Origin of the sequence: Cryobacterium algoricola, assembly GCF_004402485.1 — a bacterium.
GTDB lineage: Bacteria > Actinomycetota > Actinomycetes > Actinomycetales > Microbacteriaceae > Cryobacterium > Cryobacterium algoricola.
On the sequence record NZ_SOFG01000011.1, the window covers coordinates 819,345 to 836,649 of the forward strand.

General features: G+C 69.8%; 15 protein-coding genes. 6 read left to right on the plus strand and 9 right to left on the minus strand.

From position 1 onward, the window contains the following. Positions 1 to 65: 65 nt before the first annotated feature. Positions 66 to 1,358, plus strand: a complete 1,293-nt coding sequence (locus E3O44_RS10525; RefSeq protein WP_134534673.1) for an ATP-binding protein — start codon at positions 66 to 68, stop codon at positions 1,356 to 1,358. A gap of 38 nt (positions 1,359 to 1,396) precedes the next feature. Here E3O44_RS10525 and E3O44_RS10530 read toward each other — a convergent pair whose 3' ends face one another. Both E3O44_RS10530 and E3O44_RS10535 read right to left on the minus strand, forming a co-directional pair. Continuing rightward, positions 1,397 to 2,995 carry an HNH endonuclease signature motif containing protein gene (locus tag E3O44_RS10530; protein ID WP_134534674.1) on the minus strand — a complete coding sequence of 533 codons (1,599 nt, stop codon included), beginning with the start codon at positions 2,993 to 2,995 and terminating at the stop codon, positions 1,397 to 1,399. Positions 2,996 to 3,090: 95 nt separating this feature from the next. Further along, the gene (locus E3O44_RS10535) at positions 3,091 to 3,825 is read right to left on the minus strand and encodes a FadR/GntR family transcriptional regulator (RefSeq protein WP_134534675.1); all 735 of its coding nucleotides are present in this window, start codon (positions 3,823 to 3,825) and stop codon (positions 3,091 to 3,093) included. Positions 3,826 to 4,027: 202 nt separating this feature from the next. On the opposite strand from E3O44_RS10535, the gene E3O44_RS10540 reads away from it, so the two are divergent. From E3O44_RS10540 to E3O44_RS10560, 5 genes are all read left to right on the plus strand, one after another. Then, complete coding sequence (locus tag E3O44_RS10540; RefSeq protein WP_134534676.1) at positions 4,028 to 5,458, plus strand: GntP family permease; 1,431 nt, start codon at positions 4,028 to 4,030, stop codon at positions 5,456 to 5,458. Between the two features lies 1 nt (position 5,459). Beyond that, entirely contained in the window at positions 5,460 to 6,077 is a 618-nt protein-coding gene (locus E3O44_RS10545) for a gluconokinase (protein WP_134534677.1), read from the plus strand. 186 nt (positions 6,078 to 6,263) lie between these two features. After that, on the plus strand, positions 6,264 to 6,845 hold the full coding sequence (locus tag E3O44_RS10550) for a hypothetical protein (protein ID WP_134534678.1): 582 nt from the start codon (positions 6,264 to 6,266) through the stop codon (positions 6,843 to 6,845). A 115-nt stretch (positions 6,846 to 6,960) separates the two neighbouring features. Continuing rightward, a complete protein-coding gene (locus E3O44_RS10555) occupies positions 6,961 to 8,253 on the plus strand; it encodes an aminotransferase class V-fold PLP-dependent enzyme (RefSeq protein WP_134534679.1) in 1,293 nt (430 codons plus the stop codon). Continuing rightward, positions 8,254 to 9,315 (plus strand): DsbA family protein, encoded by a 1,062-nt coding sequence (locus E3O44_RS10560; protein WP_134534680.1) that lies wholly within the window; start codon positions 8,254 to 8,256, stop codon positions 9,313 to 9,315. 104 nt (positions 9,316 to 9,419) lie between these two features. Here the strand turns inward: E3O44_RS10560 and E3O44_RS10565 are convergent, their stop codons facing one another. The 7 genes from E3O44_RS10565 to E3O44_RS10595 all read right to left on the minus strand — a co-directional run bounded on the left by E3O44_RS10565 (position 9,420) and on the right by E3O44_RS10595 (position 17,111). Beyond that, positions 9,420 to 9,860, minus strand: coding sequence for a DUF2269 family protein (locus E3O44_RS10565; protein ID WP_134534681.1), 441 nt, complete (start codon positions 9,858 to 9,860; stop codon positions 9,420 to 9,422). Positions 9,861 to 9,884: 24 nt separating this feature from the next. Beyond that, the gene (locus tag E3O44_RS10570) at positions 9,885 to 10,523 is read right to left on the minus strand and encodes a hypothetical protein (RefSeq protein ID WP_134534682.1); all 639 of its coding nucleotides are present in this window, start codon (positions 10,521 to 10,523) and stop codon (positions 9,885 to 9,887) included. Then, the gene (locus E3O44_RS10575) at positions 10,520 to 11,431 is read right to left on the minus strand and encodes an ABC transporter permease (RefSeq protein ID WP_255454364.1); all 912 of its coding nucleotides are present in this window, start codon (positions 11,429 to 11,431) and stop codon (positions 10,520 to 10,522) included. The genes E3O44_RS10570 and E3O44_RS10575 overlap by 4 nt, the downstream gene beginning before the upstream one ends. A 16-nt stretch (positions 11,432 to 11,447) precedes the next feature. After that, complete coding sequence (locus E3O44_RS10580; protein ID WP_134534684.1) at positions 11,448 to 12,431, minus strand: ABC transporter ATP-binding protein; 984 nt, start codon at positions 12,429 to 12,431, stop codon at positions 11,448 to 11,450. After that, on the minus strand, positions 12,428 to 13,540 hold the full coding sequence (locus E3O44_RS10585; protein WP_134534685.1) for a LolA family protein: 1,113 nt from the start codon (positions 13,538 to 13,540) through the stop codon (positions 12,428 to 12,430). The genes E3O44_RS10580 and E3O44_RS10585 overlap by 4 nt, the downstream gene beginning before the upstream one ends. 120 nt (positions 13,541 to 13,660) lie before the next feature. Further along, positions 13,661 to 15,247 carry an AMP-binding protein gene (locus E3O44_RS10590; protein ID WP_198415903.1) on the minus strand — a complete coding sequence of 529 codons (1,587 nt, stop codon included), beginning with the start codon at positions 15,245 to 15,247 and terminating at the stop codon, positions 13,661 to 13,663. 112 nt (positions 15,248 to 15,359) lie between these two features. Further along, positions 15,360 to 17,111, minus strand: coding sequence for an aldehyde dehydrogenase family protein (locus E3O44_RS10595; protein ID WP_134534687.1), 1,752 nt, complete (start codon positions 17,109 to 17,111; stop codon positions 15,360 to 15,362). Positions 17,112 to 17,305: the final 194 nt, after the last annotated feature.

A 17,305-nucleotide genomic window follows, 5' to 3' on the forward strand; every position in this document is an offset into this window, starting at 1 on the left:
CGACTCGTCGAAAGGGCCGGTGCCCTAGATTGTGGGGACAGGTTTCCCACGTGCGAAGGAGCACCATGACCGGCTGGCGGATCCGCGACTTCCACGCTGACGACCTCGATGGGATCCTCCGGCTCTGGCAGGAGGTCACCGCGACCAAGACCGAACCGGTCTACGGCCTGTCCGAGGTGCTCGCCTCCTGCCAGAAGGATCACGCCGTCGTCGCCATGCACGGCGACGACGTCATCGGGGCCGCGGTCGGCCGTGCTGCGCATGCCCAGGGCTGGATCGTGTTCCTCGCGACCGCGCAGTCCTGGCAAAGCCAGGGCATCGGCACGGCCATGCTCGCGGCACTCGAATCGAAGATGGCCCCGCACGGCCTGACCAAGCTTTCCGCGCTGATGCCGGAGACCGAGAGCCGCGTCGACGCCTTCCTCAACCGCGGCTTCGTCGTCAAGAAGCAGCTGAGTTACTTCGAGCGCGAGATCCCGGTGCAGCGCGAGGGACTGAAGGCGCTCGGCGAGCTCGGCGGGCGGGTCCTGCCACGCGACCTCTGGGCGGGCGTCGGCGGCATGCGCGCCGAGAAGGAGCTCCTCGAGCGTCGGCTCGTGATGCCGCTCGCCGAACCGGATCTCGCCGAGCAGTTTGGAGTCGTTCCCCCCAAGGCCGTCGTGCTCTTCGGCCCTCCCGGAACGGGCAAGACCACCTTCGCCAAGGCGATCGCCTCCCGGCTCGAGTGGCCGTTCGTCGAGGTATTCCCCTCCCGCCTGGCCGGAGATCCGAAGGGTCTCGCCGGAGCGCTGCGGGAGACATTCCTGAAAATCTCAGAACTCGAGCACGCCGTGGTCTTCATCGACGAGGTCGAGGAGATCGCGGCCCAGCGCGGCGGCGAACCGCCATCCCCACTGCAGGGTGTGACCAATGAGCTGCTCAAGATCATCCCGGCGTTCCGCGAGCGGCCGGGGCGCCTCCTGGTCTGCGCGACCAACTTCATCCGCGCCCTCGACTCCGCGCTGCTCCGGCACGGCCGGTTCGACTACGTCATCCCGATCGGGCTTCCGGATGCCGCGGCGCGCGCCGCTATCTGGGCCGGTTACGTGCCGGCGCCCGTGGCCGGCACGGTCGACTTCGGTGAACTCGTCGCCGCGAGCGAGGGGTTCTCGCCCGCCGATATCGAGTACGCGGCCCGTCGCGCGTCGCAGGAGGCACTCGAACGGGCACTCTTCAACGCGGACACGGTCCACGTGGATGCGCCGAGCGGCCCCCGGACCGAGGACTACCTCGAGGCGATCCGCGCCACCCGCACCACGGTCTCGCCGCAGGTCGCAGCGGAGTTCCTCGAGGACATCGAGCGGCTGGCCCGCCTCTGACCGGTACCGGCAATCGGTCCGGATACCGCCCGACCTCGTCAGGCGTCGCGGAGGATCGGGTTCTTGCTGGTGAGGAGGATGGGTCGCTGTTCGGGGTCGAGTCCGGGTGGCGGGGTGAGCCAGTATCGGCTGGCGTCGTCCCGGGTAATGCGCCAGTGCTCGTTGTGGAGCCGCAGGTGGTCGGACCGGCAGAGCAGGATCCCCTCGTCGAGGTTGGTCTCGCCGGTGTCGTCTTTCCAGTGCTCGATGTGATGGGCTTCGGTCCAGGAAGGTGGTCGGTCGCAGCCTGGCCACATGCACCCGCCGTCACGGATGGCGAGGGCGGCCCGTTGGTCGGGACTGAAGGTGCGTTGCTCCCGTCCGAGGTCGAGGCCGTGGCCGTGGTCGTCGAAGGTGACGTCGAGGAGACCGCTGTCGCACAGGTTTCGCTCCATGGTTTCGGCCGAGACCGTGACCGCAGTCCCCTCGATCACGCCCGCTTGGAGCTGGGGCGCCTCCATACCGGGGCCCGACTCGGTGTCGGCGGTGGGTATCGGGGCCTCGGGGGCTGCAGTCCCGGGTGCACCGCCAGCGGGTGAGGTGCTGGTGGGGCGGATGGTGACCATGCGGACGGCGGGGTTGCGGCCGCCGGCGATGCGTTTCGGGTCGGCTTTCACGCCGAGTTTGGTCAGGGCGAGGAATGCGTCCGCGGTGAGCTGCTCGGTCGTGCGCGGGTCGTCCTGCACCCGTTTCGCCCACGCCGCCTGCGCCTTGTCCACGAATCGGACCCCGCCGCGGCGGGGGCTTGTGATGGCGTCGTAGGTGCTCATCAGGTATTCGCCGTCTTCCGGTGCGAACAGGCCGATCAGGCGTACCTGGCCGGTGTGGAGGCGGTAGAACCGCAGGGACCGGTCGTCGTAGGCAGCCTTCTCCCGGGCGGCGATGCCGGCCTCATCGAGCACGTCCCGCATCCGGCGGGCCCGCTTGAACAGTTGGTCGGCGTTCAGGGTTCGTGCTTCGGTGAGGAGCCGGGCGAGGGCGGTGGCGAGTTTCTCCGGGGTGATCGCCCGGTCCAGGTCGCCCAGGCCCTTGCGGAGCGCGTCGGCCTTCTCCACGCTGAGCCAGCCCTCCCCGAGGGCCCGGCCGATCGGGGCGTGCCACGGCGGCACCGCGGCCGAAGGAATCGGCGGTTGCACCGGCGGCAGGTCTCGAGCAGCCCCATCGAGCGGCGGAGTCTCGTCGAGCAGCTTCTGCGCTTCCGCGGCCTCCCGGGCGGCCTTCTCGGCGGCGTCGGTCTCGGCCACCAGCCGGCCCACTCCGAGGAGCTTGACTGCGTCGCCCTTGCTCGACCCGGAGATCGACTGCAGCAGGTCCTCCGGGCTGCGGAACCCCTTCCGGGCCGCGAGGCCCTTCCCGCCGAGTTCGGGACGAGACCGGCGGGCCAGGGTTGCGGCGAACCACGCCGCCTGGGTATCCAACGCCCGCCGCGCTCCCGCGATCAACGCGTGACCTTCGAGCACCGCTTGGTCGCTGAGCGTGTCGACGGAGGCGGACGACCCGCCCAGCCGCGTGACGACATCCGCCAACGAGCGCAACCCGCCGAGCACGTCGCCGAGCGGCTGATCGGGTGGAATATGCGACTCCGGGAGGTTGGTCATGCCCCCACGTTACGACCGACCACCGACATTCTTCGAGGATGGCTCAGCTCTGTGGAAACGCACTCTGATCAGGCACCTGGCGAGGAGCCACTAGATCAGACCTGACGGGGCGTCTCCGCCATGAACTCGGCGAGGGTCGCCTCGATCGTGGCGAACGACCACCGATAGGCGGCCTCCCCGTCGCGCACTGCGAGCGCATGCGCGAGCTCGTGGTGGCGGTGCGCCGACGGCGGCGTATACGCGGTGATCGTGAACCGTTTTTCCTCTTCGCGGGTACGGAGCAACGCGGCAACGGTGCTCGCGAAGTGCCCCATCACGGCATTCCCGGAGCCGCGCAGGATCAGGGTGTGGAAGTCGATGTCAGCCTCGAGGAAGCCACGACCGTCCCCGGCCTGGTCTGCGACGACCATCGCGTCCGCGGCCGCCGAAACGGCAGCGAGCTGCTCCGGTGTCATCGCCTGTGCGCTCAATCGGGCCGCGACCGGCTCGATTCCGAGGCGCATTTCGAGCATCTCTCGCATCTGGGTGAAGTATTCGGGTCCGCGGCCACGCCAGACGATGATCTGCGGGTTCATCAGCTCCCAGGAGGTACGGGGCAGAACCTGCGTTCCGACCCGCTGCCGTGGCTCGATCATTCCCAGTGACTGCAGCACGCGCATCGCCTCGCGCAGCACCGACCGGGAGACCGCGAAGCTCACACTGAGCTCGTCGAGGTTCAGGATGTCACCGGCTGCGTAGTGCCCGTCGACGATCGACTGGCCGACGGCGTTCACGACCCGGGCGTGCAGGCCACCCACGCGCAAGGAATCCGTGACGGTGCCGCTCTGCATCTGCACTTCTTTCCTTAGGCGGTGCTGGGCGGCCTCGGGCGGACCCCCCACCGAGATCGTACCCACCCAATCGGTACGGCCGCGATTCGGGGGGTGGCGCGTGCGCACATCCTGTGCAACACTCAATTATCTGATTTATCAGACTATTGCTAATTTTTTGACGATGGGGTCGCAGGGACGCGGCCTCAGAATGGAATCTGAGATGAATCTCGCCCTTGCGGTTCAGGCGGCCACACAGTCGACGGTCCAGTTGGTCGTACACGCGGCCGACCCGATCAAACCGGCCAGCAGTGACGCCCAGTTGATCATCGCGGCCGTCGTCGGCATCGCGGTCATCATCACCCTCATCACCTGGTTGCGCGTGCACCCGTTCCTCGCCCTCGCGATCGGCGCCGTCGGCGTCGGCGTCGGCGCGGGACTCGCGCCGAGTGCCGCCGTGACGAGCTTCAGTACCGGCTTCGGTGCGACCATGGCGAGCGTCGGCATCCTCGTCGGCTTCGGCGCCATGTTCGGCAAGCTGCTCGCCGACTCCGGTGGAGCCGACCGCATCGTCGACTCCCTCGTGAGCCGTTCGACGACCCGCACCCTGCCCTGGGTGATGGCGCTCATCGGTGGACTGATCGGTCTGCCGATGTTCTTCGAGGTCGGCCTCGTGCTGCTGATCCCGGTCATCATCCTCGTCGCCCGCCGCAGCGGACTCTCGCTGATCCGCATCGCGATCCCGGCCCTCGCCGGACTGTCCGTCATGCACGGCCTGGTGCCGCCGCACCCCGGACCCCTCGTCGCGGTGACGACCCTGGGCGCCAACCTCGGCCTGACCCTCGCGATCGGCGTGCTCATCGCCATCCCGACCGTCATCATCGCCGGCCCGGTCTTCAGCAAGTTCGCGGCCCGCTGGGTCGACGTGCCCGTACCGGCACTGTTCCTCACCACCGCCGACACCGGCGAAGTGACCCACACCAAGCGCCCGAGCTTCTTCGTGACCCTGTGCGGCATCCTGCTGCCCGTCGTTCTGATGCTCGCCCGCTCGATCGCAGACGCCCTCGCCCCCGGCTCCACCGCACCGCTGAACGCCGCACTCGACTTCCTCGGCACCCCGATGATCGCCCTCGGCCTCGCCGTGATCTACGCGATGATCTTCTTCGCCCGTGGCGGTGGCATGACCCGTGCCGCCGTCTCCACGTCACTCTCCGCTTCCCTCCCCCCGATCGCCGGCATCCTGCTCATCGTCGGCGCGGGTGGTGGCTTCAAGCAGGTACTGATCGACACCGGGATCGGAACCGTCATCGCGAACGCCGTCGCGGGCAGCAGCGTCTCGATCCTGCTCCTGGCCTGGTTCGTCGCCGCACTCATCCGCGTCGCAACGGGTTCGGCCACGGTCGCGACAGTGACCGCAGCCGGCATCCTCGCCCCGGTCGCCGCAACGCTCGGCGCAACGGATGTCTCGCTCATGGTTCTCGCCATCGGCGCCGGTTCGCTGTTCCTCTCGCACGTCAACGACGCCGGGTTCTGGCTCGTGAAGGAATACCTCGGCACCACCGTCGGGCAGACCCTGAAGACCTGGACCATCATGGAGTGCCTCATCTCCGTGACCGGCCTCGCGGGCGTGCTCCTGCTGAACATCGTGATCTAGCATGAGCGACACCGAACAGCTCTTCGAGAACCAGCAGCCCGTACTCGTCATCATGGGCGTCTCCGGCTCCGGCAAGTCCACCGTCGCCGGCCTCCTCGCCGGCCAGCTCGGCTGGGACCTGGAGGAGGGCGACGACCTGCACCCGCAGGAGAACATCGACAAGATGTCGGCCGGGCATCCGCTCGACGACGACGACCGTGCGCCCTGGCTCGAGACGATCTCCTCCTGGATCATCGAGCACACCATGGCCGGCGTGCCGGGGATCATCACCTGTTCGGCGCTCAAGCGCAAGTATCGCGACGTGCTCCGCGAGCACAACGTGATCTTCGTGCACCTGACCCTGTCGACGGACCTGATCCTGCGCCGCCTCGCCACCCGGCAGGACCACTACATGCCGGTCTCGCTGCTCGACTCCCAGGTCGCGACCCTCGAGGCGCCCGGCGCCGACGAACGCGCCATCACAATCGACGCGGGCCGTGCTCCGGCCGCCGAGGCCGCGGAAATCGTGCGGCGCCTCGGCCTGACCCCGCGTCCAGGGTCGTCGAGCCTCGGGGCTCCCGCTCCCGGGCAGTCGTCCGTGCACCCGGTTGCGGCGGCAGCCCAGGCGGCGAAGCCCTAACCGGCTCGCACCGACCGCACGGCCTTCTCCACGCGAACGACCCCCGCTCACCCGGGGGTCGTTTGTGCGTATGGGCGACGTTTGTCAGGTTATTCGCCCCGGCATCCGGTACGGTATGCGTGTATCGATACGGACGTAGCGATTCAGCGCATCCGCTTCGACCGGATGCCGACACCGGGAGGCGAGATGAGGCTGGCAGGCTTCTCCGCCGCGTCGCACCCACACCCTGCGCTCCGCAGCGCTGGTCTCCGTACCGCCCTCCTCGCGACCCTCGCACTCATCGCGGTCCTCGCGTGCGTTCTCTTCGCCCACGCCGGCGCCGACGGCCAGGACGTGAATGTGCCTGCTGCGGTCAGCCCGATGACGATGTCCGCGACCGGCTCAGCATCGGCGTCCGCCACCACCGCCCTCTCCGGAGCAGTCCACTCCGGCGCCGCCCTCTCCGGCACCGTCGCGCAGGCCGTGGCACTCTCCGCCTCCGTCGCCGTGTCCGCAGCGGCGGCGGCGACCGGGATGGCCCGCACGATCGCGGCATCCGTCGGCCAGCGGGTGCTGTGCTTCGAGGGCAACTCCCTCGGCGGCGGCGCCATGGCCGCGATGTCGTGCTCCATCCTCCTCGTCCTCGGCAGCCTCCTGCTGATCGCGGGCGGCCCGTCGGCCCTCGGCCTTCTGTTCGTCGCCGGCGGCTTCGTGGTCGGCACCTTCCGCGCCATCGCCCCGCACCTGCACCGCCCGAACCTCACCCAGCTTTCCGTCAGCCGCATTTAGGCCGAAACCCGCTCCCGCGCCCTCCCGGCCCTCCCGCCGAACGGATGCGCCCCCCTGCCGTTTCTACCGGCACCCGCGGTTTTCGACCCAGTGACCTGAATGGACTACTGAACATGTGCACATCTTCCTGCCCGACGCTCCCGGACCGGACGGGGTCGGCGTCGTGAAACGCGCCGGACTCTTCGGCAGGGGCGCGGCCCGTGAGGCGTCGGCTCCCGTCGACGCCGCGAGCCGACTCGCCGACTTCGGCTACCTCGAACCACGCGAGGTCTACCTCGACGCCGCCTGCCAGAGCCTGCGCCCGCAGCCGGTGATCGACGCCGTGGACGAGTACTACACGAGCTACAACGCCTGCGGCGGCCGCGTGAAATACGCCTGGGGCAAGCGGGTCGACGAGGAGGTCGCGGCGACGCGGTCCGCCGTCCTCGACCGGCTCGGCCTGTCCGCGCGCAGCCACGCGGTTTCGTTCACCCTCAATACGACCTACGGGATCAACCTGCTGCTCCAGCAACTCCCCCAGGGCCGCTTCGGCCGGATCGTCACGAGCCACGCCGAACACAACTCCGTCTTCCTCCCGACGATGACCGCCGCGAAACGTCTCGGTCTGCCGAGGCTCGTGCTCGACCGGGCCCCCGACGGCGCCCTCATCTTCGATCCCGCGCAGCTCGAACGCGCCGTCGTCGTCGTGAACGCCGCCTCGAACATCGACGGCAGCACCCTGACGAACCTCGCGGACCTCGTCAGAGAGACCCACGCCCGCGGCGGCATCGTCATCCTCGACGCCGCCCAGGCCATGGCCCACGAGCACGCGCTGCTGCGGGGAACCGACGCCGACGCCATCTGCTTCTCGGCGCACAAGACCTACGGAGCGAGCCTCGGGGTCATCGTCACCCGGCTCGAGCTGCTGCGCTCCCTCGAGATCGGTTTCGTCGGCGGCGGCATGGTGACGGATGTCCTCGAAGACTCCTTCGACCTCGTCACGGACGACCCCGGCGCACTCCTCGAACCGGGCCTGCAGGCCTGGGGCGAGATCATCGCGCTCGGCCGCGCGCTCGACTGGCTCGGGCACGTCCGCCCAGGCGGCCTGTCCCCGCGCGACCACATCGAGAGCCTCTCCGGCCGCCTCTTCGAGGGTCTCAGCGCCATCCCCGGTCTCGTCGTGCTCAATCACGGCGCGAGCCCGGTGATCAGCGTCTACGCCCCGAAGCAGGATTCGCACCGCCTCGCGGTCTTCCTCTCCCAGCAGCACATCATGGTGCGCAGCGGCTACTTCTGCGCCCACCACGAACTCAAGGAACGGCTGGGACTTCCCCCGCTCCTGCGGTTCTCTCTCGGACTCCACTCCACTTCGGCGGACATCGATCGCGCTCACGACGCCCTCGCCCGCCTCTTGAAAGGTCTTTCCTAAGTGTTCTGCATCGCAGCATTCATCGTCCTCCTGTTCATGGCGGCCATCTCGGCCCGATATCGCAAGTACCTCGCCAAGGCGTGGAACTGCACGTTCCGCCGGATCACCTTCCGCCCCTGCGACACCACCTTCAAACAGGATATGAAGGACCACATGCTCGCCCCGCTCGCCGCGCGCAGGCCCGGCCTGGTCAAGCCCGCGAGCATCGGCCTCGAGGTCGTCGCCGTCCTGATCATCCTGACGACCATCTGGAGCGGGTACGAGGTCGTCAAGAGCGGCGTCAACCTCTACGTCTACGGGACCTGCAACAAGCAGGACTCGGCGTCGTGCAGCCTCGGCGCCGAGGCCTGCTCCATCCCGGACCAGACCCCGGGCTTCGGCGATTCCCTCGCTGCGTGGGACGTGGTCGGCGCCTTCGGCAACGAGTTCGCGAGCCTCGGCGAGACCTTCTCCGCCATCCCGAGCCGGATGCAGAACTGGGATGCCACGGCCTACCTGCCCGCGGACGCGACCTACCTGAACCCGTACGACGCGAGCAAGAAGACCGCGCTCGAGGTCGTCGACCCCGGCTGCACCTACTGCTCGCAGCTCTTCCAGAACATCGAGGAAGCCGGGTTCGGTGACACGCAGAACCTGAGCTACATCGCGTATCCGATCCAATCGGCCACGGGGTACAAGTTCCCCAATTCGCTGATGATCACCGAGCAGCTCGAGGCCCTGCGCCTCAACCGGCTCGAGGGGGCTACCACGCCCGTCGACTGGCAGATCCTCAAGCGCATCTACGCCGACAAGAACGACGCGGGAGTGGCGTGGCAGGCCGCGATCAACGGCATGAAGTCGGCCGACGCCAGCGCGCTGATCCAGGGCTGGGAGCTCGAGTTCGGGCTGACCCAGGCCCAGATCGACCACGTGGCCGAGGTCGCGGCATCCGACCAGGTCACCCAGGTCATCGCAGCCAACAAGAAGACGGTCGAGGAGAGCATCCACACCGTGAAGATCCCGACGATCATCTTCGACGGCCGTCGCCACGACGGCCTCGTCTCGGTCGGCGACCTCGGCTAGCCCGGGCGGACCCGACCCGGTCAATCCACTCAGTTACGGAAAGAGCACCCTCCCGCACGCGGTGAGGGTGCTCTTTCCGTGATTCAGACTGCGGATGCCGCGGGTCAGGGCTTCCAGACCATCAGCACGACCACCGCGACGAGCAGCAGGCTCGAGACACCGGAGCCCGCGGCGATCCGCGGGTAGCCGGCGGCCTTGGCGCCGGCGGCGTCCGTCGCGAGGGACTCCGCGGCGGCCTTGAGCGCGGGCACGACGAGGAAGAGGTTGATCGCAAGGGCGACGACGTAGAGCACGAGGGACAGCCATACCCAGGTGGACCCGAAGGTCCAGGCGTCGTCGGCCTCCTTGAGCCCGAGCGCCCCGAAACCGAAGAACGCCACCACGATCGAGAGCAGCGTGAAGATGTTCACCGACTTCGCGAGGGTCGCGACGGGACCAGCCTGCCCCGCCCGGATGGAGCGCATGGCGGTCATCGGGAGGATGGCCATCGGCCCGACGATGAAGACGGCGGCGACGATGTGCAGGATGTTGATCAGAATATGCATGCCTACAGGGTAGAGCGGTTCAGGTCAGGCCGGTTGCACGACACCGGGGTGGTCCGCGGGCAGGCCGTGGCGCTTGCCGGCGTGCAGCATCCGCAGGTTCTTCGTCTGCCAGTCGTGCACGGCCTGGTGCTGCGGCTCGAGCGCGCGTAGTTCGGCGCAGGCGGTGACCTGGCGGCCGCAGGAGCAGAGCCGCGGCGTCGTCTCATCCGCGTGGTGCAGCGTGCCGAGGCGCCAGAGCACGGCCATCGCCCAGTCGATCTGGTGCTGGGCGAGCTCGGCCCTCCGCTCGGCGCGCTTGACGAGGTCGGTCTCGAGGATGCCGCGGAGTTCCGTGCCCGGCGCGTGCTCGAAGTCACGCGCCGCGATCCGGCGGAGGTCATCGACCTGGCCGGTCAGCCGGGCGATGTCGGCGTCCTTCTCCGTGTCGCTCGCCTGCGCCTTCTCGGCGAAGCGCCGGTGCTTCTCCTGCTGCTCGGCGAACTGGCCGAGCCAGAGCTCGACGTGCTCGGCGTCGCGTCGCTCGGCCTTCTCCGCACCGAGATGGTGCAGGCACAGCGCGCAGACCACCTGGTCGCTCGCCGAACCGAAGGTGAACGGCTGCAGCGACCGACAGCAGAAGCACTGGGCGAGCACGGGCACGTACAGGGGATACGAGTGGGTCACGAGAGGATGTCCTTGGTCACGAATCGGCCGTAGGCGAGTGCCCCGAACACGAGGATGTAGCCGCCCTGCAGCAGCGCATTGGCCCCGAACGACGTCCAGTCGATCGGCTGCCTCAAAAGGTCGGCGAAGTCGAGCCAGTAGTGGCTGAAGAGCCACGGATGCAGCCAGTCCAGTTGCGGGAGCGCGTCGAGCACCTGGGCGGTCACCGAGAGCACGATCGTCGCCGCCATCGCGCCGACGGGCACCTCGGTCAGGGTCGAGATGAACAGGCCGATCGCCGAGAGGCCGAGCAGCGATACCGTGACGTACGCCGCGATCAGCAGTGAGCGCAGCACGGACTCGCCGACCCCGATGGTGTCGCCGGAGAGCAGGGTGACCGGGCCGATCGGGAACAGGGCCGCGCCGATGAGGGCGCCGGAGACCGCGACGGTCAGGGTCGCGGCGACGCAGAAGGCCGCGGCGCCCGCGTACTTGACCAGCAGCAGGCGCACCCGTCCGGCCGGGGCGACGAGCAGGTAGCGCAGGGTGCCGAGGTTCGCCTCGCCCGCGACGGTGTCGCCGGCGACGACCCCGACGGTCAGCGGCAGGAACAGCGGGATCGAGACGATCAGGGCGGTGATCGCGACGAAGAGGCCGTTCTGGGTGATCCGGTCGAGGAAGGCCGGGCCGCGTCCCGGCGTGACCGGGCTACTGGTGAGCCGGACGGCGATAGCGATGAGCACCGGGATCGCGGCGAGCGCCGCGAGCATCGCCCAGGTGCGGCGGCGGCGGAAGAGCACGGTGAGTTCGGAGCCGAGGAGCGCGGCAGCGGATGCCCCGCGCGGCCTGGCAACGGCGGTCGCGGTCGCCGCGGGCCCGCTCGGGTCTGGGCCGGTCACGGCAGGCCCGGTCGCTGCCGGTCCGGTCACGGCCGGTTCCCTGGGGTCACTGGGCGACATCGAAACCCTCTCCGGTGAGTGCGACGAAGCGTTCTTCGAGGCTCGCACCCACGACAGTGAAGCCGCGCACGCGGACTCCGGCGGTGACGAGGGCCGCGACGATGTCTTCCGGCGCGGGCGCGCCAGCGGTCAGGGCAGCGCTCAGGACCGCGCTGAGGTGGCCGGGCGCACCCGCCGCCGCTCCGGCGGTCACGGGAGTGAGCCCCAGCCGTTCGAGTACCTGCGCGGCCGCAGCGGCGTCCGGCGTGTCGAGGCGCGCGTGGGCCTCGCCCGCGCCGCGCAGCTCGTCGAGGGTGCCCTGGGCGACGAGGGTGCCGGCGCGCATCACGGCGACGTGGCTGCACATCTGCTCGACCTCGGCGAGCAGATGGCTCGACACGAACACGGTCGTGCCCTCGGCGGCGAGCGAGCGCACGAGGCTGCGCACCTCGCGGGTGCCCTGGGGGTCGAGACCGTTGGTGGGTTCGTCGAGCACGAGCAGTTCACGCGGCATCAGGAGCGCGTTGGCGATGCCGAGCCGTTGCTTCATTCCGAGCGAGTACGCGTGCACCTTCTTGCCTGCCGCATGGGTCAGGCCGACGCGCTCGAGGGCCTGTTGCACCCGCGCGCCGCGGGTCGCCGAGGGAGCGCCGGGGTCCGCGGTATCGAGCCGACGCAAGTTGGCGGTGCCGGACAGGAACGGGTAGAACGCGGGCCCCTCGACGAGGGCGCCCACGCGCGGGAGCACCGCGCGGAACGACCCGGGCATCGCTCGGCCGAGCAGGCTGATCTCCCCGCTCGTCGCGCTCGCGAGACCGAGCATCATGCGGATGGTCGTCGTCTTCCCCGAGCCGTTCGGCCCGAGGAAACCGAAGACGGATCCGGTGGGCACGGCAAGATCGATGCCGGCGACGGCAATCTGGCGGCCGAACTGTTTGGTGAGACCGTGGGTTTCGATGGCCAGTTCGACGGAGGCGATGGCGGGGCTCACCCTCCCACGGCGGCGGCCTGGAGCCGCTCACCCGGAACGGCGCCGGCGAAGACCCGCCCGTCGTCGGTAAGCAGCACGCTCACGAGGGCGGTCGAGATCACGCGTCCGCCGGTGACGGCGGTCGTGAGCTGGCCGAGCAGCGGCGAGGAGGACAGGTCGGCAGGGACGGAACCGGCCGGGAGCTCCACGACGGCATCCCAGCCGGTCCCGGAGATCGTGACGCCGGCGAGGAACTTCTCCGCCTCGGCCTTCTGTGTCGCGTGGTCTGCGGGGTCTGCGGGGTCCTTCTGGGCGAGTGCCGCGGCATCCGGAAGGGCCTGCTCGGTCACGCTCGCACCGGCGGGCGGGGAGAACGTGAAGAGGGAGGCATCCGGTGCGCCCAGGCTGATCTCGGTGAAGGCGAGCCGGAACGCCGGCTTCTCCTGCCCGCGGGCGGTGACCTCGACGGCGAGCGGCAGCCCGGTCTGGGAGTCGACCGAGATCGACACCGCCCCGACCAGGGTGCCGGTGGTCTTCGGGGTGAGCACGAGGTCGTAGACGCTGCGCCCGGCGACGCTGCCGTCGGTGCCGACGGAAACCGTCGTGCTCGGGTCGACGGCGGAGAGGAACTTCGCGGCGAGCTGCTCCGGCGTGGCCATGCCGCCCTCGGTGGTCGCGTCCGGGCCCTCGGCGTCCTTCGCCGGCAGGGTCAGGTGCGCTGCGGAGTTGTCCTTCGAGTTGTAGAGCCAGACGTCGCTGCCGTTGCGCACGAGGTCGCGTTCGGCGAGGTTGTCGAGCACCTGAAGGCGGATGTTGTCCGGCCCGTTCAGGTAGACCCGCCCGGTGTGCGACCCGGTCAGGAGTTCGAGGGCGGAGGCGGCGCCGGTGTTCGCGCTCGCGCTCGGCCCCGTCGTCGGGAGCTCAGGCAGGCCGAGCTCCGAGGTCTGTTCGATGGTTCCGGAGAGCGCGTCGACGGTGCTGGTGCCGACGAGGGCGAGCACCTGCTCGGGCGTCTTGTCGGGAAGGTCGACGGCCGCCCCTGCTGTCAGGGGGACGGCAAGCGCGCCGACGGCGATGACGGCGGGGATGACGATGGCGGGAAGCCACTTCGTGAAGGTTCGGGGAGTCATGAGAACGACCCCTGAGTGTCGCGATTCATAGTGAGATCCTACGTCCGACCGGGTGCCTCCGCACGGTCGCCTGCGGGCAATCCCGGCGTGCTGGGCGAACTCCCAGCACGCCGGACCCGCTCACGGTGTGGGGGCGAGGGCGCGCAGGTCTTTCCGCAGGATCTTGCCGGAGGTGGACTTGGGAATGACGTCGATGAACGCCACCTGCCGCACCTTCTTGTGCGGCGCCACCCGCTCGGCGACGAAGGCCATCACATCCCCGGGCAGGAGCACCTGGCCGGGAAGCACGACGACGAAGGCCTTCGGCACCTCCTGGCCATCGGCATCCGCTGCTCCGACGACCGCGGCGTCGGCGATCGCCGGGTGGCTGAGCAACAGGGCTTCGAGTTCGGCCGGCGCGACCTGGTAGCCCTTGTACTTGATCAGTTCCTTGAGGCGGTCGATGATCGTCACGTATCCCTCAGCACTGACGGTCGCGATGTCGCCGGTGTGCAGGAAGCCGTCCGCCTCGAGGATCTCCCGGGTCGCCTGCTCGTTGCCGAGGTAGCCGAGCATCACGTTCGGACCGCGCACGAGCAGTTCGCCCGGTTCGCTCACCCCGACATCGGGAATGACGATGTCGCGCCCGGTCTCGGGGTCGACGAGCTTGCACTCGATGTTCGGGAGGGCGAGGCCGACGACGCCGTGCGGGATGTCGTCGCGGCCGCGCGGCATCGCGTGTGAGATCGGGCTCAGCTCGCTCATGCCATAGCCCTGGCGCACCTGGCAGCCGAGCCGGTCGGCCACGGCGTGGGCGAGCACGGCGTCGAGGGGCGCCGCACCGGAGAACAGGGTGCGCAGGCTCGAGAGGTCGTAGGCGTCCACGAGCGGATGCTTCGCGAGGGCCACGGCGATCGGCGGCGCGATGAACACGTAGGTGGCCCGGTAGTCCTGGATCAGCCGGAGGAATTCCGGCAGGTCGAAGCGGGCCATCGTGATCACCGTCGCCCGCACCGCGAGGGCGATGTTGAGCAGCACCGTCATCCCGTAGATGTGGAAGAACGGCAGCACGGCGAGAACCCGGTCGTCGGCGGTGCCCTCGAGCACCGGAATCGCCTGGGCGACGTTGGCCACGAGGTTGCGGTGCGTGAGAATCACGCCCTTGGGCCTGCCGGTGGTTCCGGAGGAATAGGGCAGCACGGCGACGTGGGTGGCCGGGTCGAAGGCGACCACCGGTGCGGGACGACCCTCGAGGATGAGGTCGGCGAGGGACAGGCGCGAGCCGTCGTCGTCGAGCAGGGCGACGGCATCCGCCGCCAGGCCGGCGAGCGCGGCTGCCTCGCTCGCCTGCGGCAGGAACGGCGCGACCGTGAAGAGCAGCCTCGCCTCCGAGTCGCGCAGCTGGGAGGCGATCTCGGCGGCGCCGTAGAGCGAGTTGATCGTCGTCGCGGTCGCACCGGAACGGAGGATGCCGTGGAAGGCGATCGCGAAGGCGGTCGAGTTGGGGGCGTGCACCGCGACGACGTCTCCGACGCCGATCCCCCGGGCGGACAGGGCTCCGGCCACGGCGTCGATGCCGGCGACCAGTTCACGGTAGCTCGTCGAGGTACCGGTCGCGGCGTCGATCAGTGCCGTGTGTGAGAGGTCCTCCTCGGTGATCGAACCGAACAGGAAGTCATAGACGCTCAGGTCGGGAATGTCGACGTCGGGGTGCTGGCTGGCGATGATCATCGGTATCTCCTTCGATACGGTGTGCGAGCGGGGCAGGGTGCTGGATGGGTCAGTATCGGGGCCGGCGGGGAGCAACTCAGGTCGATCGACGTGCGGGCGGAGAACCGAGTCACGCCCGGAAGGCGGAGAGGAAGATCGCCGGCGCCTTCCACCACGACGGGTGGCTGACGAATTCGGTCATGAGCCGGGTGGTCTTCGCGGCGCTCCGCGCGCTGACGAACCACGGCGGCTTGGGGAAGAGCGCGAATTCGCCGTGCCAGACCGACCGGGGAAAGGGCCGGAACGGCCCGCGGACGATGGTGCGTTCGGTGTCGGCGAGGAGGAACGCGTTGTGCACGACGCCGATGCCGCTCTGGACGTCGGCCGTGGTGTGGCCGGGGAACGCGCCCCACGGCGCTGCTGCGGTGAGGAAGCCCATGGCCGTCCAGGCGTTGACGGCGATCGTGCCGTAACGGAGGCGCTCGAGAGCCGCGGCGAAGCCCGGGCCGAGCCGGCGGATCGTGGCCGGGGTGCCGAGGATGTTCGCGCCGAGGGTGCCGAGGAAGTCCTCGTTCGCCACCGTGACCGCGGCGTCGAGGAAGGCCTGCCCGGTCCCGGGGAGTTCGATGACGCCGAGCACGGGAGCGAACGCCTCGACGCCGATGAGCGCGGCGGGGTCTGCCGTGCCGGCTTCGATCAGGAGACGACCGCCGTCCGGGCCGAGCCGGGTGGCCCCGGGGTAGGCGGCGAGCGCGTCGCGCACCCGGGCGTCGCTGCCCGGGTACCACGGCGGCCGGGCGGGTGCTGCGGTCAGGGCCACCCGCAGCGCTGCCAGGAAGGCCGCCTTCTGCGGCCAGTCGCGGCTGAGCACCACGACCTGCCCGGCGATGCAGTTGTAGCCGCCGTTGTGCAGGCGCTGGGTGGCCACGTGCTCGGCCTGGAAGGTCAGATCACGGCTGGTCCATTTCCCGGGGAGCACGATGATCGGCGCGACCCCGCCGAGCTCGCTCGTGATGGACTTCCGCAGCAGCGGAGTGCCTGCTGCGCGGCGCGCGCGGCCCTCAGCGCCCGGGCCGAAGACGACGACGTCGTGGGTCGCGGCACTTCCGGTGATGTGCACGTGGCTGACGCCCTCGTGGTGCGCGAGGTACCCGCCGACCGCCGCGCCGCCGGACACGATGGCGAGCAGGCCCGCCTCGATCAGGGGGGCGAAGGCATCCGTGTAGACCGGAGCGAGGGCGTCGAGCACGGGGTTGAGCTTGAGCACCGAGACCCGGTTGTGTGCGATGAGCTCGTAGAGCACGTCGAGCGGCGGGATCGCACTGATGTTGCCCGCTCCCAGCACGAGACCGACTCCCCCGGTGCGCGACGGATGCCGCTGGCCGAGCCCGGCGCGCGACCGCGCCTCCTCCTCGGTGACGCCCGGCTCGAGCCAGGCCTCGGCCGAGAACCCGTGCAGCAGGAGCGCCTCGAACGGAGTGCCGGGGAGCACGGGGACCGTGACCCGGCCGCCGGGGGCGCGCCCGAACCGGGTGTTCCGGAGCGGGCTCTCCCCGCGGTCGATGGCCGCGATCGAGCCCCGCAGGGTGGCGAGGTTGGTCAGTACGACGTAGGGACCGGAGAGCCATTCCTCGCCGACGAGCGGGGAATCCCGGTCGAGCCCCTTCGCGAGGGCGGCGACCTGCACCCAGCGCTCGGCCTGGGCCGCGACCGTGACGGCGACGGCCCCGAGGAGTGCGGAGCGCGAGGTGAGACTCAGGGTCGCCCAGTGGGTCTCACCCGCGGCGAGGTCGGAGACGACCGTGTCGAGGGCCGCGCGTTCGGTCGCGGACAGCGCGTCGGCGGGACGTTCGTTGACGGCGGTCGGTTCGGTCGAGGTCATCAATCTCCCTTGATTGCTGCCGATGGCTCTGCCAGCAGGAACCGGACCGCGGCTGCGGCCTGCGCGTGCTGCTCAGCAGAGTACCGCACGCCCCTCGACGGGTCCCCACCCCAGTGCGCGGCACGGCCGCGAGCGAGCGGATGCCGGCGGCGAGTGTCGCTCCCTGTGCCGGGAATCGCCGTTCCGCCGGGCGA